16 protein-coding genes and 1 pseudogene are annotated in these 21547 nt (G+C 46.8%); 13 read left to right on the top strand and 4 right to left on the bottom strand.

The genetic code is table 11. The annotated features are described in order from the left end of the window. The first annotated feature begins 52 nt into the window (after window positions 1-52). The 5 genes from ACO6UX_RS10460 to ACO6UX_RS10440 all read left to right on the top strand — a co-directional run bounded on the left by ACO6UX_RS10460 (window position 53) and on the right by ACO6UX_RS10440 (window position 7594). Window positions 53-2251 carry an RHS repeat-associated core domain-containing protein gene (locus ACO6UX_RS10460; RefSeq protein WP_422447351.1) on the top strand — a complete coding sequence of 733 codons (2199 nt, stop codon included), beginning with the start codon at window positions 53-55 and terminating at the stop codon, window positions 2249-2251. Continuing rightward, on the top strand, window positions 2149-3147 hold the full coding sequence (locus ACO6UX_RS10455) for a phospholipase effector Tle1 domain-containing protein (protein WP_422447933.1): 999 nt from the start codon (window positions 2149-2151) through the stop codon (window positions 3145-3147). Before ACO6UX_RS10460 ends, ACO6UX_RS10455 begins: the two co-directional genes overlap by 103 nt. Continuing rightward, window positions 3140-3775: a hypothetical protein gene (locus tag ACO6UX_RS10450; protein ID WP_422447341.1), complete on the top strand. Its 636-nt coding sequence runs from the start codon at window positions 3140-3142 to the stop codon at window positions 3773-3775. The genes ACO6UX_RS10455 and ACO6UX_RS10450 overlap by 8 nt, the downstream gene beginning before the upstream one ends. 649 nt (window positions 3776-4424) lie before the next feature. After that, window positions 4425-6980 carry a phospholipase effector Tle1 domain-containing protein gene (locus tag ACO6UX_RS10445; protein WP_422447349.1) on the top strand — a complete coding sequence of 852 codons (2556 nt, stop codon included), beginning with the start codon at window positions 4425-4427 and terminating at the stop codon, window positions 6978-6980. A 2-nt stretch (window positions 6981-6982) separates the two neighbouring features. Beyond that, window positions 6983-7594, top strand: a complete 612-nt coding sequence (locus ACO6UX_RS10440) for a hypothetical protein (RefSeq protein WP_422447347.1) — start codon at window positions 6983-6985, stop codon at window positions 7592-7594. A 50-nt stretch (window positions 7595-7644) separates the two neighbouring features. On the opposite strand, the gene ACO6UX_RS10435 is transcribed toward ACO6UX_RS10440, so the two are convergent. Beyond that, complete coding sequence (locus ACO6UX_RS10435; RefSeq protein ID WP_422447345.1) at window positions 7645-8364, bottom strand: complement resistance protein TraT; 720 nt, start codon at window positions 8362-8364, stop codon at window positions 7645-7647. Here ACO6UX_RS10435 and ACO6UX_RS10430 point away from each other — a divergent pair. Then, window positions 8364-11261 carry a phospholipase effector Tle1 domain-containing protein gene (locus ACO6UX_RS10430; protein WP_422447343.1) on the top strand — a complete coding sequence of 966 codons (2898 nt, stop codon included), beginning with the start codon at window positions 8364-8366 and terminating at the stop codon, window positions 11259-11261. The two genes, ACO6UX_RS10435 and ACO6UX_RS10430, sit on opposite strands and share 1 nt — an antisense overlap. After that, window positions 11254-11889 carry a hypothetical protein gene (locus tag ACO6UX_RS10425; RefSeq protein WP_422447341.1) on the top strand — a complete coding sequence of 212 codons (636 nt, stop codon included), beginning with the start codon at window positions 11254-11256 and terminating at the stop codon, window positions 11887-11889. Before ACO6UX_RS10430 ends, ACO6UX_RS10425 begins: the two co-directional genes overlap by 8 nt. A gap of 625 nt (window positions 11890-12514) precedes the next feature. On the opposite strand, the gene ACO6UX_RS10420 is transcribed toward ACO6UX_RS10425, so the two are convergent. Continuing rightward, a complete protein-coding gene (locus ACO6UX_RS10420; protein ID WP_422447339.1) occupies window positions 12515-13354 on the bottom strand; it encodes an IS110 family transposase in 840 nt (279 codons plus the stop codon). Here ACO6UX_RS10420 and ACO6UX_RS10415 point away from each other — a divergent pair. After that, window positions 13340-14974, top strand: a complete 1635-nt coding sequence (locus tag ACO6UX_RS10415; protein WP_422445567.1) for an IS1634 family transposase — start codon at window positions 13340-13342, stop codon at window positions 14972-14974. The genes ACO6UX_RS10420 and ACO6UX_RS10415 overlap by 15 nt on opposite strands. 21 nt (window positions 14975-14995) lie before the next feature. On the opposite strand, the pseudogene ACO6UX_RS10410 reads toward ACO6UX_RS10415, so the two are convergent. Beyond that, window positions 14996-15265, bottom strand: a pseudogene (locus ACO6UX_RS10410) (IS110 family transposase); the annotation flags it as partial. A gap of 287 nt (window positions 15266-15552) precedes the next feature. Between ACO6UX_RS10410 and ACO6UX_RS10405 the strand changes: the two are divergent. Next, window positions 15553-16071 carry a hypothetical protein gene (locus ACO6UX_RS10405; RefSeq protein WP_422447337.1) on the top strand — a complete coding sequence of 173 codons (519 nt, stop codon included), beginning with the start codon at window positions 15553-15555 and terminating at the stop codon, window positions 16069-16071. Window positions 16072-16202: 131 nt separating this feature from the next. Here ACO6UX_RS10405 and ACO6UX_RS10400 read toward each other — a convergent pair whose 3' ends face one another. Further along, complete coding sequence (locus ACO6UX_RS10400) at window positions 16203-17075, bottom strand: tetratricopeptide repeat protein (protein WP_422447335.1); 873 nt, start codon at window positions 17073-17075, stop codon at window positions 16203-16205. Between the two features lie 219 nt (window positions 17076-17294). Here ACO6UX_RS10400 and ACO6UX_RS10395 point away from each other — a divergent pair, with 219 nt between their 5' ends. The 4 genes from ACO6UX_RS10395 (at window position 17295) to ugpC (ending at window position 21516) form a co-directional block, all read left to right on the top strand. Beyond that, window positions 17295-18599: an extracellular solute-binding protein gene (locus tag ACO6UX_RS10395; protein WP_422447333.1), complete on the top strand. Its 1305-nt coding sequence runs from the start codon at window positions 17295-17297 to the stop codon at window positions 18597-18599. A 197-nt stretch (window positions 18600-18796) separates the two neighbouring features. Beyond that, complete coding sequence (locus ACO6UX_RS10390) at window positions 18797-19555, top strand: ABC transporter permease subunit (protein ID WP_269672698.1); 759 nt, start codon at window positions 18797-18799, stop codon at window positions 19553-19555. Continuing rightward, window positions 19555-20403 carry a sn-glycerol-3-phosphate ABC transporter permease UgpE gene (ugpE, locus tag ACO6UX_RS10385; RefSeq protein ID WP_422447331.1) on the top strand — a complete coding sequence of 283 codons (849 nt, stop codon included), beginning with the start codon at window positions 19555-19557 and terminating at the stop codon, window positions 20401-20403. The genes ACO6UX_RS10390 and ugpE overlap by 1 nt, the downstream gene beginning before the upstream one ends. Window positions 20404-20415: 12 nt before the next feature. Next, complete coding sequence (gene ugpC, locus ACO6UX_RS10380) at window positions 20416-21516, top strand: sn-glycerol-3-phosphate ABC transporter ATP-binding protein UgpC (RefSeq protein ID WP_422447329.1); 1101 nt, start codon at window positions 20416-20418, stop codon at window positions 21514-21516. Window positions 21517-21547 lie beyond the last annotated feature (31 nt).

The raw sequence follows: 21547 nt of genomic DNA, 5'->3' as shown, positions 1-21547 counted from the left end.
AACTGGCGAGCTGTCAGAAGCCACAGAGATCGATTACGACCGCAACGGGCTGGTGACCCGACTCACACTGCCCGACGGCAGCTGGCAGTCATTCGACTATAACGACGCTCGACAAATCATTGAAATCCGCAATAACTGGGGCGAGCGCATTAACCTGGAGCCATCCAGAGTCAGTGGTGAATGGACTGCCCAACTGGTATACGACAGCAAAGGAAACCTGATCCGTCAGAGTGAGCGGGCGCTGGATTCCCTGGGCAGAGTGATCAAACTGCTCGGACAGCATGGGCAGGAAGTGGTGCTTGCCTATAACAAACTGGGGAATGTTCTGACCACAACCGAAGCAGGGAAAGACGAAAAGCGCATCACTCGCAATGATTACAATGCCATCAGTCAATTGACCCAGGTGATAGACGCCATGAACGGCTCTACCCGGTTTGAATATGGTCAGACGGGTGGCATCAGTGAAGTGGTGGCGGCCAACGGTGCGGTTACCCGTTATCGTTACAATGGCTTTGGTGACACCATTCAGGTAGATAGCCCGGATACCGGAGTGATCGTCTACGACTATGACAGCGCCGGGAACAAGATCCGGGCGGGTTCTGGCCATCTGAGACGTTCCATCGTTGCTGAAAATGCTGCTGAACATGCGACAGGAACGAGCATTCAGTTTGAATACGACCTGCTGAATCGTCTGGTGGCTATCGATTATCCAGGCACAGGGTCGGATATCCGCTACCAGTACGACCAGACAGACGGTGTTCATGGTAATGGTACAGGGCAGTTGACCTCTATTGAGGATGGCAGTGGCAAGATTGAATACGGCTACGATGACTTTGGCAATACCATCACTGATCGCCGCAGCTTTGAGTTGAATGATCAGTCTTACGTCTACACACTGAGCTATCAGTATGGCAAGGCGAGTAAGTTGCTGGGAGTCACCTATCCCAACGGGCAACAGTTGAACTACCGCTATGATGCAAATCGTCTGAAGGGTATTGAGACACAACTGGCAGGAGTCCAAAAGACTTTAGTAGATAAGGTAAAGCATCAGTCATTCAGTGGTGTCAGTGGCTGGCGGTACGGCAATGGCCTGTGGATGGACAGAAGCTTTGATGCCGACGGTCGGCTCTCGGCCTTGATGCTGGCATCATCCAGCCAGCCCAAACCAGGTCAGACACTTTGGGAACAGGTCTATGGCTACGATGCCTTTGACAGTATTGAAAGCATCCAGCTGGATGATGGCAGTGAACGACATTTTAAGTACGATGCACTGTCACGCTTGACTGCCGAACTGGATAGCCGGGTCAGCGACGAGCAGTTTTACCAATACGACAAAGCTGGAAACCGGACCGAACACAGAATGGGAGAACCAGGACAAAAACCCGCCATCTGGAGCGCAGACTACCTGGCCAATAGCAACCGATTGCAATCTTATGGCAGCACCCAGGTCTTGCTCAGTGGGTCAGGCAGTACCCTGGTCGAAACCTCAGCGGCCAGGGATCGAAGGCATATCTATAACCGCCGGAACCAGATAGTAGCGACCTACATCAACTTCCAGCTAACAGGCACTTACGCCTATAACGCACTGGGTCAGCGTACCCACAAGATGATTCCATCTACTGATGGCCCGGTACATACCGTTTACCATTACGGCCTCAGTGGCCAGTTGATGGCGGAAACCCGGATCGATAGCCAGACAGGGAAAGAGATCCATAAAAACTACCTGTGGTTGAACCGGGTGCCAGTAGCGATGGCGGATGACTCCAAAGGTCAGCAGATCACCTACCTTCATACGGATCATCTGAATACTCCCAGAAAAGCGACCAATGACCAGCAAACTATTGTCTGGCAATGGAACAGCGATGCTTTTGGGATGGGTCTGGCCAACCAAGACCCGGACGGTGATGGCAAGGAGACGGAAATCAACCTGCGCTTCGCAGGCCAGTACTACGATCATGAAAGCGGTTTGTTCTACAACTACCACCGTTACTACGACCCGGAAACCGGGCGCTACAGCCAGAGTGACCCCATAGGGTTGAGAGGCGGCATCAATACCTATGCCTATGTGAACAGTAATCCGCTGGTCAGCACAGATCCATTGGGACTGTTTTTGTTTGCTTTTGATGGGACGGGGAATGATCAGATGATCTGGGTGGTCTTAATGCGGAAGCAGAAACAAATGTTTCACTCTTCAGGCGGTATTATCAAGATGCCTATTCCCGAGATGATGTGCTTTATCAACCAGGTGTAGGAACTGATGGCTGGCTGGACTATATCATTGGCGGTGCGACTGGCCTGGGCTCTCGTGAGAGGGTAAACGACGCTCTTTATATGCTCGATGTTCTTTTAAGGCGGGACTCATGGGATCGAACTATTGACATTGTAGGGTTCAGTCGTGGGGCTGCAGCTGCCAGGGAGTTCTCTAACGAGATCTTTGAACGCATTGATAATAATCATTGGGCTAATGTCAGTGAATGCAATCCCCTGAATGTTCGCTTTATGGGGCTGTTTGATACAGTCGGTTCAATGGGACTGGCAGGGAATAGCACAGATATTGGCTATGACTTCTCCGTTGATAGCCGTATTGGCCATGTAGCTCATGCTGTAGCACTCAATGAACATAGAGCTTTATTTCCTCTTTCCTCAGTATCGCCCAATGAGGGAGCCGATATTTCTTCCGGCGGCAATATTGTTGAACAGGGCTTTGTTGGTGCACATTCTGATATAGGTGGTGGTTATGGCGATAGTGACCTTTCAGATATAGCTTTGCAGTGGATGTATCATCAAGCATTGAGCGCAGGTGTTGAGCTGGGTGATTTGAAAGATGAACATAAAGTCGTTGAGAAGCCTGTTATTCATGATGAGAGAGGCTGGCTGGGCAAACTGGGTAATGAGGATAGAGCTATCTATTATCCGAATGATCCTGACTTTAAACCTACCCCTACATCCAAGTGCGAGAGGAAAGTGGATAACCGGTGTGTTCAGTATCAGGCTGCCCGAGAGTCAGAACGGCAGAGAACTGCACCTCAATTTCCTGATCTTGAGCATATGATTCAGAGCAAACCCGACGGTAATTTCCGTGGAACAGTTAATATGGATCTGTATCAGGTCTGGCTGGATGAGAATGGAGTATTTGGCGATGGTTAAAAGTAAGTTCAATACCTATGCTGCTATTTATCTGCTTCTAATGGTGAGTAGTTTGATGAGTGGTTGCAGTGCATTTGGCAGAAACTTTTACAGTATCGGTGTTCATAATGATACTGAGAGTAGTCTCTACTTTACTGAAGTGTTAAATGAACTGGATCAGTATATATTCCATAAAGGAAAAATGATAATACCCTTTAAGTCAAAAGACTTTAGCATTATTGGCTCTGTTCCAATCAAGGATACTCCTGAGTATGGACTGGTTCGCTGGAAGTTTGAAGAGGAAGGGGACTGGATAGAAAAGAAAGTGAAGGTCAAGGAAGGTTTGCCTGATAATTTTCAGGGAGCTATTTATTTTAGTATTTTGAATGAGAATGAGGTTTTTATATCTTGGATTCTTAAAAATGATAAATCTAAAGCAGTTGATTGTGGAGGCTATATATTCGAAAAGTACCACTATCGGGCTAAACCATATGTAGATAAAGATATAGCCATGTGGCAAGACTACATGGAACAGAAAGAGGCTGACCTAAAAGCGGGGTTGACGGATAAATACAAGAAACCCAAATTCTATGATACGGTGACAGAGAAATGGTTTCACTGTAATGTTCGAGCTTACTTGAAGCCGTAGGGCTATTGGCCAAGATGAGTGCAAAAAAGTGTAAATTGGCAATGATGGTTGCTTACTTCATCGTAGTAACCAACTGGCTTATTCTATTGTATTCTCAAGTGCCTTCAATTGTGAATAATGGAGTGCTAAATCCATATGGCTTTTTACTCGGAGGGCTTTATGCAGCAATAACTTTTGTCATATGGCAGGGGTGTATTTGCATCTTGTGGTTTTATCGTTCTGGAGGGGTATTGTCACATGTATTTGGTTTTTTGATCTTTGGGCTGTACTTGGTTGTTTTTTTTTCAAATAGAAAATAGGACACCCTTATATTTGACAAACAAGCTAGCTAGGAGCCTGTCCGAGAATAGACTGCCCTACTGCGGTGGCAGCAAATTGGTCTAAAAATTCCGTTTTGTTCGGCAAATAGCCCCGCTATTCACCTCACAAAACGGAATTTTTATCCTCAATTTTCTGCCATCCTCGCTACGGGCGCTATTCTCGGACAGCCTCTTAGAAGCCATGAAAACTTTTGCTCGGGAAATGGGGCAGCAATGGGTACAGGGGTTGTTTACCTGTAGTCGTTTATTTCATAGCGTAAGCTGATTGTCTGACTTTTCCGTTGTTATTTTTTGCTCCTGTCATCTGGGGAGCTCTGTTATTTCTAACTGTGACAGGAACGAGCATTCAGTTTGAATACGACCTGCTGAATCGTCTGGTGGCTATCGATTATCCAGGCACAGGGTCGGATATCCGCTACCAGTACGACCAGACAGACGGTGTTCATGGTAATGGTACAGGGCAGTTGACCTCTATTGAAGATGGCAGTGGCAAGATTGCATATGGCTACGATGACTTTGGCAATACCCTCACGGATCGTCGCAGCTTTGAGTTGAATGATCAGTCTTACGTCTACACACTGAGCTATCAGTATGGCAAGGCAGGCCAGTTGCTGGGGGTCACCTATCCCAATAGCCAACAGTTAAACTACCGCTATGATACAAATCGTCTGAAGGGTATTGAGACCCAACTGGCAGGAGTCCAAAAGACTTTAGTAGATAAGGTGAAGCATCAGTCATTCAGTGGTGTCAGTAGCTGGCGATACGGCAATGGCCTGTGGATGGACAGAGACTTTGATGCCGACGGGCGGCTCTCGGCCTTGATGCTGGCATCATCCAGCCAGCCCACACCGGATCAGACACTTTGGGAACAGGTTTATGGTTATAATGCCTTTGACAGTATTGAAACCATCTGGCTGGACGATGACAGTGAACGACATTTTAAGTACGATGCACTGTCACGCTTGACTGCCGAACTGGATAGCCGGGTCAGCGACGAGCAGTTTTACCAATACGACAAAGCTGGAAACCGGACCGAACACAGAATGGGAGAACCAGGACAAAAACCCGCCATCTGGAGCGCAGACTACCTGGCCAATAGCAACCGATTGCAATCTTATGGCAGCACCCAGGTCTTGCTCAGTGGGTCAGGCAGTACCCTGGTCGAAACCTCAGCGGCCAGGGATCGAAGGCATATCTATAACCGCCGGAACCAGATAGTAGCGACCTACATCAACTTCCAGCTAACAGGCACTTACGCCTATAACGCACTGGGCCAGCGTACCCACAAGATGATTCCATCTACTGATGGCCCGGTACATACCGTTTACCATTACGGCCTCAGTGGCCAGTTGATGGCGGAAACCCGGATCGATAGCCAGACAGGGAAAGAGATCCATAAAAACTACCTGTGGTTGAACCGGGTGCCAGTAGCGATGGCGGATGACTCCAAAGGTCAGCAGATCACCTACCTTCATACGGATCATCTGAATACTCCCAGAAAAGCGACCAATGACCAGCAAACTATTGTCTGGCAATGGAAAAGCGATGCTTTTGGGATGGGGCAGGCCAACCAAGACCCGGACGGTGATGGCAAGGAGACGGAAATCAACCTGCGTTTCGCAGGCCAGTACTACGATCATGAAAGCGGTTTGTTCTACAACTACCACCGTTACTACGACCCGGAAACCGGGCGCTACAGCCAGAGTGACCCCATAGGGTTGAGAGGCGGCATCAATACCTATGCCTATGTGAACAGTAATCCGCTGGTCAGCACAGATCCATTAGGGCTGTTTTTGTTTGCTTTTGATGGGACGGGGATGGACAGGGATAATATTAAGAAAGGTCAAACCCTGACGAATGTCGCACTGTTTCAGGATTATTATGAAGATACGTATGGTGATGGATCATCATTTTACTTGCGAGGGGTTGGGACAGACGGAGGCGCAGATACAGGCTTAGGTGGGATATTTGGTAAAGGTGCGCGTAGCAGAGTGGATGATGCTTTAGAAGAAGTCGATCGTTTGATTAGGGAAGATAATCCATTCTTTTCAGATGGTATCATTGATATTGTGGGTTTTAGTCGTGGGGCAGCCATAGCTCGTGAGTTCAGTAATGATGTCTATGAGCGCATTGATAGCGGCTATTACGACAATCTGTATACAAAGCAGTCTCCAGACCGAGACTTGTGCTCTCCTCTGCCCACAGTAAAAATTCGTTTTATGGGTATTTTCGATACTGTAGGTTCTTTGGGAGAGCCGGGCGACTCTGATAATGGTGACTTTGATCTTACGACAGATCCACGTATTGAGCATGTTGCTCATGCTGTAGCTCTTAATGAACATCGTAGTTTTTTCTCTTTGTCATCAGTGGAACGAGATGAACATAATGCAGGAAGTGATAATAATATAGTTGAGCAGGGATTTATCGGAGCCCATACAGATGTTGGTGGTGGATATGCGAATGGTGATTTATCTGATGCCCCTCTCCAATGGATGTTAAAGCAGGCAGAAAGAGCTCAGTTACAGCTTGTACCTTTGAAGAAAGAGCATGAACTGATTGATAAACCTGTTCTGCATGATGAGCGAACAGGTGATGAAGGCTTTATTTACCCCAATAATGGTGATCGAAAAATTTTCTATGAAAATGACCCTGATTGGGAAGAAGCATTTTGCAAGCGACCATATAAGGGTGGATGTGTAGGTTGGTTACCACCTGCTACTCAGAGGCAGAAGACAGCCCCGCAATTCCCAAACCTTGACCACATGCTGATCGAAAATCCGGACGGTAATCAGGGCAATATACGTGGCACTGTGGATATGGTCGAGTATCAGAAATGGCTGAAAGAAACCCTCTCCATAAATATTGATTTGCCTGAAGGAGTATAGGTGTGAAGAGGTATGTAAGATGGTGGACAGCTTTAGTGGCTACTTTGATGCTTTTTATTTGGGGCGTGTGGTTTGTGTTTTCAGAACAATCACCGACCTTTAGATTTCAAAACAGTACTAGTGAGTCATTTAGCAGCTTTTCTGTAGTGGATAATAACAGTTATGTTGTTGCAATGCAGAGAACTCGCCCATTCTTGCCAGCAGCTACTAAAAGTATTGGCGCAGCAGTCAGCCGAGTACCTTCTTACTTGACGATTACCCTAGGTGATGAGAGTAATGAGCGAGATATAACGTTGGATATAAGTGATTCATTACCTGACTCAATATCATTTAAACTCACATTCATGCCTTGGCGTTATACTGCAGGGCTTATTGTTAGTATTCTTCCTGAAGATCAGTCTCGTCTAACTTGGTTTCTTAAAGATAAGAGAAAAAGACGTAAGGTCATAGAGTGTGGTGGCTGGCTGGTTGATAAATACTATTCAGATGTGGTTGAAAAGTTCAAGCATATTAATTTTAGTGAAGATGACCCTCGTGAGGCCTATATCTGCAATCCTCTCTCTTATATAAACTTTGAACGTAAGCGAATAGAGGTTGAGCTGAGTAAAAAATGAAATGATAAAAAGCTTGCGCCACTCCATACCTCATGAAGTGGCATGACGGCTTACAACAAACCTGAAATTGAATTCGAAAGCCCTTTCTTAAGCTCAGGCAAGGCTTCTTCAAATTTCAGATTGACCTTGTTAGCGGTAGAAACGACGTGGGTCTGGTATTTCTTCTGCTCGCCCACTTCACTGTACTGAACCTGGGTGGAGCCGCTGTTGCCCTGCTTCAGGCTGTGAGTGCTATTGCTGGAAACACTGCCTCTGGCTTTTTCCGAGAGCTGAATATCGGTGATCAGCGAGTAGGTGACATCCTTGACCAGGCTGTTGGCAATTAACTCCGTTGCACCAAAAAGCAGTCCGCCTGCTGTTGCCGAATTGCCACTACCACCCACCGCATAACCGGCGGCAGCACCCACAACGACACTGCCATAACCTGAGGCCAGGGCACGCTCGGCAGCAGCCGGATCGGTTTTACCCGCTTGCAGAATATTCACCTGCAGAAGGTAATGAGCGGCATCCGGATCATCCAGAAGCTTGTAGCCTTTACTCTGGATATTGCTGGAGATGGCGTCGGTGATTTGCAGCTGTTGCCTGTCAGAGGTATTCCTGATCTGGATAAAGACCGTCTTTTTACTGGCTGATACCGGATCAAGGAAGATGGTGTCAGACATCTGGGTCTGAACATCCAGGTCTTTCTTCTCCAGAGCCACCTGGGGGGCGGCGCAGCCGTACAGGGTAGAGGCGAGAAGTACAGTACTGATTACTTTTACAGCTTTCATTGCAGAGACAACCGCATAATTTTCTTGAGATTTTTAAGGTTATTGATGAGTTTGATGATACTGAGAGCAAGGCTTACATCAACGATGATGGCCTGGATATTCCTAAAATACTATCGGACCAGCAATATTCAGAGTCTAGAGATAAAGTCAATCGTGCACTTAATCGACTGGATAGATTGGTAGCAGATGACACATGGGATAGAAATATTGATATTGTTGGTTTCAGTCGTGGAGCTTCAATAGCACGTGAATTCTCAAATGAAATTTTTGATACTGTAGGATCAATAGGGTTACTTGGGAATCATGTCAATATTGGTTATGCCTTCAGAGTGGATAGCAGAATAGGGCATGTGGCTCACGCAGTAGCATTAAATGAACACAGAGCATTATTCCCACTCACTTCAGTTTCACCAGTCGAAGGTGCTTCTTTGACTTCTGGCCAGATTGTAGAGCAGGGCTTCATAGGAGATCATTCCGATATTGGTGGAGGTTGGAAAGAAGGTGATTTATCCGATATCCCTCTTCAGTGGATGGTTCAGCAGGAAGAGTCTGCTGGTGTTTCAATGGGGGGTCTTGATGATGAGTACAAAACCGTCGAGAATCCATTGATCCATGACAAAAGAGGTATCTTGGCCCGTGGGGACAGGGATATTTATTATCCAAATGATCCAAATTTTATACCAGGGCAGAATTGTTTGGATACGAATCGTCTGGAAGCTATTGAGACCCGGATAGTGGGAACTCAGAATGGCCATAGCGAAAAAAGAACTCTGGTAGACAAGGTGAAACACGAGTCATTCAGTGGCGTCAGTAGCTGGCGGTACGGCAATGGCCTGTGGATGGACAGAAGCTTTGATGCCGACGGTCGGCTCTCGGCCTTGATGCTGGCATCATCCAGCCAGCCCAAACCAGGTCAGACACTTTGGGAACAGGTTTATGGTTATGATGCCTTTGACAGTATTGAAAGCATCCAGCTGGATGATGGCAGTGAACGACATTTTAAGTACGATGCACTGTCACGCTTGACTGCCGAACTGGATAGCCGGGTCAGCGACGAGCAGTTTTACCAATACGACAAAGCTGGAAACCGGACCGAACACAGAATGGGAGAACCAGGACAAAAACCCGCCATCTGGAGCGCAGACTACCTGGCCAATAGCAACCGATTGCAATCTTATGGCAGCACCCAGGTCTTGCTCAGTGGGTCAGGCAGTACCCTGGTCGAAACCTCAGCGGCCAGGGATCGAAGGCATATCTATAACCGCCGGAACCAGATAGTAGCGACCTACATCAACTTCCAGCTAACAGGCACTTACGCCTATAACGCACTGGGCCAGCGCACCCATAAAATGACGCCATCTGCCGATGGCCCGGTACATACCGTTTACCATTACGGCCTCAGTGGCCAGTTGATGGCGGAAACCCGAGTCGACAGCCAGACAGGGAAAGAGACTCACAAAAACTACCTGTGGATGAACCAGGTGCCGGTAGCCATGACAATGACGGATGATTCTAAAGGTCAACAAATCACCTACCTTCATACGGATCATCTGAATACTCCCAGAAAAGCGACCAATGACCAGCAAACCATTGTCTGGCAATGGCAAAGCGATGCTTTTGGGATGGGGCAGGCCAACCAAGACCCGGACGGTGATGGCAAGGAGACGGAAATCAACCTGCGTTTCGCAGGCCAGTACTACGATCATGAAAGCGGTTTGTTCTACAACTACCACCGTTACTACGACCCGGAAACCGGGCGCTACAGCCAGAGTGACCCCATAGGGTTGAGAGGCGGCATCAATACCTATGCCTATGTGAACAGTAATCCGCTGGTCAGCACAGATCCATTGGGACTGTTTTTGTTTGCTTTTGATGGGACGGGGAATGATGCAGATGATCTGGGTGGTCTTAATGCGGAAGCAGAAACAAATGTCTCATACTTCAGGAGGTATTACGAGGAGGCATATTCTGAGGATGATGTGTTGTATCAACCGGGTGTAGGAACTGATGGCTGGCTGGACTATATCATTGGCGGTGCGACTGGCCTGGGCTCTCGTGAGAGGGTAAACGACGCTCTTTATATGCTCGATGTTCTTTTAAGGCGGGACTCATGGGATCGAACTATTGACATTGTAGGGTTCAGTCGTGGGGCTGCAGCTGCCAGGGAGTTCTCTAACGAGATCTTTGAACGCATTGATAATAATCATTGGGCTAATGTCAGTGAATGCAATCCCCTGAATGTTCGCTTTATGGGGCTGTTTGATACAGTCGGTTCAATGGGACTGGCAGGGAATAGCACAGATATTGGCTATGACTTCTCCGTTGATAGCCGTATTGGCCATGTAGCTCATGCTGTAGCACTCAATGAACATAGAGCTTTATTTCCTCTTTCCTCAGTATCGCCCAATGAGGGAGCCGATATTTCTTCCGGCGGCAATATTGTTGAACAGGGCTTTGTTGGTGCACATTCTGATATAGGTGGTGGTTATGGCGATAGTGACCTTTCAGATATAGCTTTGCAGTGGATGTATCATCAAGCATTGAGCGCAGGTGTTGAGCTGGGTGATTTGAAAGATGAACATAAAGTCGTTGAGAAGCCTGTTATTCATGATGAGAGAGGCTGGCTGGGCAAACTGGGTAATGAGGATAGAGCTATCTATTATCCGAATGATCCTGACTTTAAACCTACCCCTACATCCAAGTGCGAGAGGAAAGTGGATAACCGGTGTGTTCAGTATCAGGCTGCCCGAGAGTCAGAACGGCAGAGAACTGCACCTCAATTTCCTGATCTTGAGCATATGATTCAGAGCAAACCCGACGGTAATTTCCGTGGAACAGTTAATATGGATCTGTATCAGGTCTGGCTGGATGAGAATGGAGTATTTGGCGATGGTTAAAAGTAAGTTCAATACCTATGCTGCTATTTATCTGCTTCTAATGGTGAGTAGTTTGATGAGTGGTTGCAGTGCATTTGGCAGAAACTTTTACAGTATCGGTGTTCATAATGATACTGAGAGTAGTCTCTACTTTACTGAAGTGTTAAATGAACTGGATCAGTATATATTCCATAAAGGAAAAATGATAATACCCTTTAAGTCAAAAGACTTTAGCATTATTGGCTCTGTTCCAATCAAGGATACTCCTGAGTATGGACTGGTTCGCTGGAAGTTTGAAGAGGAAGGGGACTGGATAGAAAAGAAAGTGAAGGTCAAGGAAGGTTTGCCTGATAATTTTCAGGGAGCTATTTATTTTAGTATTTTGAATGAGAATGAGGTTTTTATATCTTGGATTCTTAAAAATGATAAATCTAAAGCAGTTGATTGTGGAGGTTATATATTCGAAAAGTACCACTATCGGGCTAAACCATATGTAGATAAGGATATAGCGATGTGGCAAGACTACATGGAACAGAAAGAGGCTGACCTAAAAGCGGGGTTGACGGATAAATACAAGAAACCCAAATTCTATGATACGGTGACAGAGAAATGGTTTCACTGTAATGTTCGAGCTTACTTGAAGCCGTAGGGCTATTGGCCAAGATGAGTGCAAAAAAGTGTAAATTGGCAATGATGGTTGCTTACTTCATCGTAGTAACCAACTGGCTTATTCTATTGTATTCTCAAGTGCCTTCAATTGTGAATAATGGAGTGCTAAATCCATATGGCTTTTTACTCGGAGGGCTTTATGCAGCAATAACTTTTGTCATATGGCAGGGGTGTATTTGCATCTTGTGGTTTTATCGTTCTGGAGGGGTATTGTCACATGTATTTGGTTTTTTGATCTTTGGGCTGTACTTGGTTGGTTGTTTGTTTTTCAAATAGAAAATAGGACACCCTTATATTTGACAAACAAGCTAGGAGGCTTATATGGTCCGCCCCGTTTTGCAAGAGCCTGTTTTGTTAATTTGCAAACAAAGATAACTGCAATCATATATACGGCCTATTAACGAGGTCTAACCCTCTGGCCCTGATGGGTATCCGCGCAACCTGGCCTTATCAGTCCGACGGCCTCAAGGGCCAAGTCTCCTATCAGGTTTCAGGTTGCCGGTTTTTACCTGTTCGCCATCAACTGTACATGCTCATCGCAATCTGCGGGTGTTTCTCCTTTGACTAAACTTATGCTTTACTTTGCTGCTGACGCCTTTACTTCATCATGCAGCCTTGTAAACTTCATTGCGAGTCATGATGACCCATACAATCCGAGCCATTTTATTGGCCAGTCCAACGGTGGCAACGTTGTGGTTACTACGCTCATTAAGCTGGCTAACCCACTTTTTACAACGGTCATCCTGATTTTTCAGGCAGTGGAGTACCGAACGTGCGCCGTGTATCAGTAATGTGCGCAAGTATTTATCACCCCGTTTACTGATCCCCAGCAAGACCGACTTACCACCCGTGGAGTGCTGTCTTGGAACTAATCCCATCCATGCGGCAAGGTGTCGACCAGAGTGAAAATAAGTTGCATCACCAATGGCGGCTCTCAATGCCGTGGCAATAATGGCTCCGATACCCGGCATGGTCATTAATCTACGACAAATGTTGTCATTACAAGCCAGTTCCTGAATTTTCTGGTCATACTGTTGAATACGCTGGTCAAGTCTGACCAACTCTTCTGATAAACCATGCAACAGCTCACGGGTCAGTGAATGGAGTCCATTTTCAGCATCTTCCAGAATACGTGGAAGTTGGGCACGAACTTTACCGATACCCTGGGCAACCACAATACCTTCTTCCAATAGCGAACCCCGGATCTGGTTAACCAGGGCAGTCCTCTGATCAACTGCTTGTTGACGATAGCGGTGCAGAAGTTGCCAGGCCTGCTGCTCTGACGTCTTAACAGGTACAAAACGCATACTGGGCCGTGAAGCTGCTTCTGTAATCGCTTCAGCATCGTTGTAGCTGCCTTTCACCACCCCGATTGATATTTTCCTGAAATCTGTTGTCAAAGGATTGATCAGATATTCAGGAACGTCGACATGTTGCCAGTTCAATACCAGTTTAAGAACCTGAACCACCTTGGCTTGGTTGCCGCTATGTGTCGGGAGCTAAGGATAGCCGAATACATCGATGCGCGTATAACTAATGACTCCGATGTGCGTCATGTCACTATAGGACAAGCGGTGGTCGCAATGATCATCAATGGGTTGGGGTTTACAGGGCAAACTCTGTATATGTTCCCTGAGTTTTTTGAGGACAAGCCGATTGATCGCCTCATCGGGGAAGGCATACAGCCCGAACACTTGAACGACAAGGTACTTGGTCGGGCCCTTGATAGCCTGTACGACGCTGGCGTCAGTGACTTGTACCTGAACCTTGCCGTTAAGGTTGTCAATCATCTGAAGCTGCCCTGCAAGGCATTGAATCTGGATGGCACCAGCTTTCATGTGGATGGAATCTATAACAGTCATGAAAATCCTGATGACTTGAATTGTATCCATATCTGCCGCGGTTACAGCCGTGACCACCGACCTGACCTGAATCAGGTGGTCTTGCAGTTAATGACCGAAAATGAGGCAGGTATTCCAGTGTTTATGGCACCTGCGAGCGGTAATGTAAACGACAAAACTTGTTTTCAGGAAATTATCAAAAATCATCTGTCGTGTTTCAAGGAGACTTTGAATAGCCGCTATCTGGTCGCTGATGCCGCCATGTACGTTGCTGAAACCCTTCAGTTGCTTGACGAGCAAAAGCAGCTGTTTATCTCCCGTGTGCCCCTGAATATCAAGGGTGCAAAGGAGTTGGTCGGCAAAGCGCCAGCCATGTCATTGGAGCCGGTTGAAGGCTATGAAGATTATTACTCTGCTGAAGTGCCTTCCTGCTATGGAGATGTTAAACAACGATGGTTCTTGTTTCTCAACAAAAAGCGCAGGCTGGTTGAACAGAAAACACTGACCCGAAAGATGCAGAAGCAGTCACTGAAAGAAGCCCGTGATCTGGAAAAGCTGGGAAAAAAGGCCTTTCTGTGTCGGGACGATGCATTGAAGGCTTTTGCCTTATGGCAGAAACAATCGAAACTCTGCCAGAGTGCAACGGAGCCTGAGGTTACCGGTAAACCCTGTTATTCGGGCAGGGGACGGCCATCGCCGGATAGCAAGCCTGATCACTTCGAGTACTTTGTGCAGGCTGAATGCTTTGTTCCCTGTCAGAAAAGGGAGAATGCACAGGCCTCACTGGGTTGCTTTATCCTGGGCACCAATGAATTGGATCAGAATTGCATGAGTGCGACGGAGCTATTGTCTACCTACAAGTCACAACAACAGGTTGAGGGCGGCTTTCGATTCCTGAAAAGCCCGGACTTTCTGGTCTCTTCACTCTATCTGAAGAAAGCTGAGCGCATTGAAGCTCTGTTAATGGTGATGACACTGTGCCTGATGGTCTATGCTGCTATCCAGCACAAAATAAGGCACGAGCTGAAGAAACAGAGCCGAGTATTTCCAAACCAGAAAAAGAAGCCCTGCCAGAACCCAACGGCGAGATGGGTGTTTTTCTGTTTCCAGGGAATAAATGTCTTAACGGTCAATAATCAGGAGGAACATGTGATCGGTTTGAAGGAAAGACAATGGACGATCATGCAGATTTTGGGCAATTTTTACGAGTCGGTGTATTCCTGATAGGGGTGGTGAAAGGCAGTTGTAGTCGTTTTTGTTGGTTTTGACATAAGGCTTGACAAACTGAGGTGAAATCAGCTTGACAGTATGTCCATAGCTCATGAATAACCGGGCCAAATAGTGAGCACCACCACAAGCTTCCATAGCGATAATGCAAGGCTCCAGATTTGCCACGTACTCCAGTAGATTCTTCCTGGACAACTTCTTTCTGATGACTTTCCTGCCCTTCTCATCAACACCAAACAGGTGAAAGTTGTTCTTGCCAATATCGATACCAAGTACTGAAATAGTCATGGGTGGTTCGCTCCGGTTAATCCTGTTTAAATGGTTAACTCCATTTTGGCTCATTTGAAGCCGTTTAGGAGGGGCGGACCATCCCATTAGTCCGAGAATAGACTGCCCTACTGCGGTGGCAGCAAATTGGTCTAAAAATTCCGTTTTGTTCGGCAAATAGCCCCGCTATTCACCTCAAAAAACCGAATTTTTATCCTCAATTTTCTGTCGTCCTCGCTACGGGGTCGCCTAGAGGGGCTGATCTCACCCCCTTTCTGGGTATCATTTATACCCTTGAAAACTGGCGTTTGATTACCGAGATACTGGAAAAAAATGTAAAGCAACCAAAGAGAACCAGGCATGAGGCTGACGAGTTAATATGGCTGGTACCCAATAATCCTTTCTGGGGAAAATCCGAAAAAGTTCTTAGTTGCTTACAATATGTACGGGATAGCGCAAAAACCACGGGGAAAAAAGCCAAAAAGCTGTACCAGCCAAAATTGTATTTGCCGCTGGCAGAAAATCATGACCGGCTACGGCGGGTTTGTGGAATAGAGTTTGAGGATTTCGATAAAGATAGCCTGTTTGGCTACACAGGAGACTTCTGCAACGGCAACGTTGAGGTGATTGTTAACAGCGATTTATTTGCTGTCGTTATATATCATTTATCAGCACCGGATACTTCTCCCATACCTATTCCGTTTGGCTTTATGACAACGGATAAAAGTCATATTGCTCATATCCGATCGCGGGTAAAGGCTTTCTTGAATGATATCGATATGGCAACAGGTAAGCCTCATGATATAGGTCAGTTAAGGCCAAAATAGTTACGGTTCGAATAGGGTTCCATGTTTTACATGAAGCCTTTCCTACCTGATATGGAAAAATAGAAGGGCTTCACTTATTTTTCAGAATAAAATACTCATGTCCTCAGTTGGTTGGTTTTTTTGGACGAGAACTAACTCATTTCTACATCGGACATCTCTGGCTGTAACAACTTCTTAAACGACAGATGGCCATGCAGAACCTCAAAAGCCGTCTCACTGACGACTTCATCCTTTAATGCGGGAGATTGCAGTATGGCGGTTTCAAGGTCCCGTACTGCTTCATCATGCTGCCCAAGTGCCGCTTCTGCACAGGCCCTTTGCCAGTAGGCAAGCGCATATTCGTGATCATGATCAATCGCCTGATTGGTCAGTGATAGCGCCCATCGGGCCTCACCAAGATCCAGCAACGAGTCAGCCTTATAGGTCAGTGCCTCAACATCATCCGGGTTGATTTCCAGAATCTGGTCATAGATGTTGATCTGCTCATGGAGGTTTGTCTCAAGCCCTGCACGCATCCATAATGAATGAACCTGATTGGTTTGCGATATCTTTTCCTGGGCAGAAATAATCTGCTCCGAGCGCACGACCAGCTTCGTCTCAAGCTCATTCAGTCTTTTCTCATATTCCAGTGTCATCTGAGAAACCTGGCTTTCAACCTGTGCCTTAATGGTTTCACGAACCTCTCGCAATGAACGCCACCCAAGCAAAACCAGAATCGAAGCCGCGCCAGTAATGATGAAAAAGATATTGTTAACGGTATCCGTTGTATAGCGAACTGCTCGATCTGAGGCATCCAGCCGGGCCTCAGCAACTTTATTGATCAGTTCAGCCCGCATGAACTGCTGGTCCTGACGGAGATTCTTGAGCTCATCAAGAATATAGCGCTCAATGAACGGCTTATATAGGGGTTCATCAATCTCAGCTGGGGTTTGAGCCTTAACTGAAGAGATGTTCAGCATTACAGAGCAGGCAAGCAACAGCTTGAGGATAAGTTTATGGGGCATTAATCCTCCCTGGATTAGCCATCGTCTGATAATAACTGCGTTAAAGCTCTACCTTATCCCGACACAGGAAAACGGGTCAATGAGCTAAAGTTTTAACCTGAATCAAACAAACGTCCATTAGAAACCGGCAAGTCGAGTTTCAGATTTTAACAAAACTGTCATTTTGAATTCTTAGGATGTGTTCTGTTGACTAATAAAATCAGAAATGGATCATTATAAATGAACATCAGAAAATTGATCGTGTTTGCTGGCTTGAGTGTCTCCTCTTTTGCGGCATCAATTGCACAGGGTGCAACCGAATTAACCTTGTGGCATGCCATGGGTGGCAGAAATGGTGAAGTGGTTGAAATATTAGTAGACCGCTTTAACCAGAGTCAGGATGAATACAGGCTGACAGCGGTAAACAAAGGCGGTTATGAAGACACGATGACTGCCGGTATTGCAGCTTTCAGGGCAAGAAAAGCGCCACATATCATACAGGTTTTTGATGCCGGTGCTGCAACTGTTATCAATGCGAAGGGTGCCGTCTATCCAGTGCAGGATCTGCTGGAAGATAATGGTATTGCCTTTGATAGCAACGATTATATCCCCGGTGTTCGACACTTTTATGCAGACTCTGCCGGCAAAATGATCGGAATGCCCTTCAACAGTTCCACACCTCTTCTTTATTTCAACAAAGAAGCCCTTGCCAAAGCCGGTGTAACTCCACCCAAAACCTGGGAAGAGTTTGAGCAGGCCGCGCCCAAACTGAAAGCCGCTGGTTATCTGGCATTGGCTCAGTCTCACAGCCCATGGATCTTTTCCGAGAACTTCCATTCCCGCCATAACCTGCCCATGGCAACTGGCAACAACGGTTACGACAGCACTGATGTAAAAATTCTCTATAACAACGATGCCCTGAAAATGCACTGGGGCAAAGTCAAAGAGTGGATGGATGATGGCTACTATGGCTATTACGGCAGAGCCTGGGGCGACAATCAGGATGCCTTTACCAAAGGTCAGGTGGCAATGTGGCTGGGCTCATCCGGTTCTTTCGGAAACTTGCAAAAGACGGCTGACTTTGAATTTGGCACAACCTATCTGCCCTACTGGAACAGCCTGATCGAAGAGCCCAAAAGCACCTTTATTGGTGGTGCAGCACTGTTCAGTTTTACCGGGCACGATGCGGATGAATACAAGGGCATTGCTGAATTCTACAAATTCCTGACACAGGCTGAGACTCAGTTGTTATGGCACAAGGAAACTGGCTATGTGGCCATCACCAACGATGCCTATACACTGGCCAAAGAGAGTGGCTATTACCAGGAAGCACCGGATGCTGAGGTTGGTATGCTGCAGTTGAGCCTTGCTGGTGGCGAGTGGACCAAAGGCTATCGTCTGGGCTACTACGTTCAGATTCGTGAAAGCCTCTACAAGAATTATGAAAAGATTCTCTCCGGACAGACCAGTGTGGACGATGCCTTCAATTCTATTGAGCGTGAATCCAACAAACTGCTGTCCCGCTTTAACGACACTTATAACTAAGTGGCTAATTGTTCTATCACCACAGTTACTCAGGGGCTGTGGTGCTTCTGGTAACATTTTTCGGGTTATAAATTGTTGTGCAGAAAAATCAGTTTCAACACAGTGCACTGCCGTATTTCTTGATATTACCCCAGGTACTCATCATCCTGGTGTTTTTTCTCTGGCCATCTGGCCAGGCTATTCAGCAGTCATTTTATATGGAAGATGCTTTCGGGCTTTCCAGCGAATTTGTCGGGTTGCGAAATTTTACTGATGTTCTGGAAGATCCGGAGTATGTCAGCACGGTGTTGTTTACCTTGTTTTTTTCAGTGATGGTTACCCTTTTTTCTCTATCACTGGCATTACTACTGGCGGTTCAGGTGAATGAAGTGTTGACCGGTGCCGGGGTTTATAAAACCTTTCTGATGTGGGCCTATGCCATCGCGCCTCCAGCGGCTGGCCTGGTTGGCAGTTTATTGTTCAGCCCTTTGATGGGGGATCTTTACAATGGTATCAACGCACTCGGCTTTGACTTTAACCATACCCGGGATGGAAGTGATGCGATCTTCGTTGTCGTTTTAATTTCTGTATGGAAGCAGTTAAGCATCAACTTTATTTTCTTCTTATCCGGTTTGCAGGGGATACCTGCTTCTGTTCAGGAAGCTGCAAGAATTGATTGCCCGGGTTCTATTAAACGATTCTGGACAGTTACCTTTCCACTTCTGGCTCCAACCACGTTCTTCCTTTTGGTTATCAATACGACTTATGCTTTCTTCGAAACTTTTGGCGTGATCGATCTGACCACCCGTGGCGGCCCCGCAGGCTCAACTACGACATTGGTGTACAAGATTTATCAGGATGGTTTTCTTGGCGCTGATTTGGGAGGTAGCGCCGCGCAGTCGGTTATTCTGATGCTGTTTGTTATTTGCCTGACGATTATCCAGTTCCGTTATGTTGATAAAAAGGTGCATTACTGATGAGTAAACCATGGACTCGCACCGTCATACGTCACGGTATTTTAATAATGGGCACCCTGATTATGGTGTTGCCTTTATGGATTGCGCTCATGTCATCCACCCATACGCCGGAGACATTGTTTAAGGAAGGGCTGCAATTTTTTCCCGGAGGGCATGGATGGGAAACGTACAAGGCCATTCTTGGCGGTAATGATGATTTATCAACACCCGCCTGGCGTATGTTGTGGAACAGTCTTGTGCTGGGTCTGGGCTTTGCTATTGGCAAGATCATTATCTCCACCATTGCTGCCTATGCCCTGGTTTATTTTCGGTTTCCCCTGGCAACACCGTTGTTCTGGATGATTTTTGCAACACTGCTGCTACCTCTGGAGGTCAGGATTATTCCTTCCTATGAAGTGGTCGCCCAGCTGGAGCTGCTCAACAGCTACGCCGGATTGATTATTCCCTTGATCGCATCAGCGACGGGCACTTTTTTCTTCCGGCAGTTCTATCGCTCAGTGCCTGGAGAATTAATGGAAGCTGCCCGTATGGATGGTGCCGGGCCGGTGCGGTTCTTTGTCGATATTCTTCTGCCTTTGTCGTCCACCATGCTGGCTGCAATTTTCATCATCATGTTTGTGGTTGGTTGGAACCAGTATCTCTGGCCATTACTGATGACAACAGATACTGACTACTACACAGTCGTCATTGGCATACGACAAATGTTTCAAACCATCAACGAAGGTGGTGACTTACCTCAGTTTAATATCGCCTTTGGCTTAACCATTCTGGCGACAATTCCCCCGGTTCTGGTTGTGGTGATCTTCCAGCGAATGTTCATCAAGGGGTTGGTGGAAACCGAAAAATAACAGGATATCAATATGTCTCGAGTGCAAATAGACGGCCTTGGAAAGACTTATGCCAATGGTGTTGCAGCCGTAAAAAACATCAGCATCGATATCGCTGATGGTGAGCTGGTGGTTGTCGTTGGCCCGTCCGGTTGTGGTAAATCAACGCTTCTGCGAATGATTGCAGGCCTGGAATCCATCACCAGTGGCGACTTGTGGATAAAAGATCAGCGGGTGAATGACAGGGAGCCGGCGTACAGGGATATTGCCATGGTGTTTCAGAACTATGCGCTCTACCCACATATGACGGTGTTTGACAACATGGCATACGGCCTGAAAAATCGAAAGCTGGCAAAGGCTGAGATTGACAAGCGGGTTAAAGAGGCTGCAAAAACGCTTGAGCTTTCTCAACTGCTGGATCGGAAACCAGGCCAGCTCTCAGGTGGACAACGTCAGCGTGTGGCCATGGGGCGCGCAATTGTGCGTAAGCCTGAGGTCTTTCTCTTTGATGAACCTTTATCCAATCTGGATGCAAGGCTGAGAGGCCAGATGCGACTTGAGATCAAGAAGTTGCAGCGTCGGCTTAAAACAACTGCCATCTATGTGACCCATGATCAGATCGAAGCCATGACGTTAGCCGACCGATTGATTGTTATGAATAATGGCATACCCGAACAGATTGGTACACCGGACGAACTCTATAGTAATCCGTCGTCGCTTTTTGTCGCCGGCTTTCTTGGCTCTCCCTCGATTAATTTGTTGAAAGCAACTCAGTTAGCTGACGGAATTGCATTGGGACATAGCCAAATTGCCACACTGTCGGGCAAACTCGATGGTGACTCGGCTATTTTGGGCATCCGTGCTGAAGATTTACAGCTGTGCTCAAAAGAGGATGCGGACCTGATACTGTCTGTGGAACTTGTTGAGCGGTTAGGCTCTGAGTTACTGGCGGTCGGTGTTGTAAAAGGCTCTAACGAGAGGCTTAGTGTTCGCCTTGATAAATCTGCCCAGATTGATGAAGGGCATGAGTTGCCACTGGAAATCAACCGGGATCATTGGCACTGGTTTGATGCTGACACAGGTCTGCGCAATGTAGACTGTTATCGTGAGGCCATTAGCGAAGCAGTGATTTAATGCTATTGATGATGCGGTTTTTTATCCTCAG

Source organism: Endozoicomonas sp. ALB091, assembly GCF_049310265.1.
Lineage (GTDB): Bacteria > Pseudomonadota > Gammaproteobacteria > Pseudomonadales > Endozoicomonadaceae > Endozoicomonas.
Note: the sequence above shows the minus strand (reverse complement) of the source record. Positions and strands in the feature narration are given on the sequence as shown.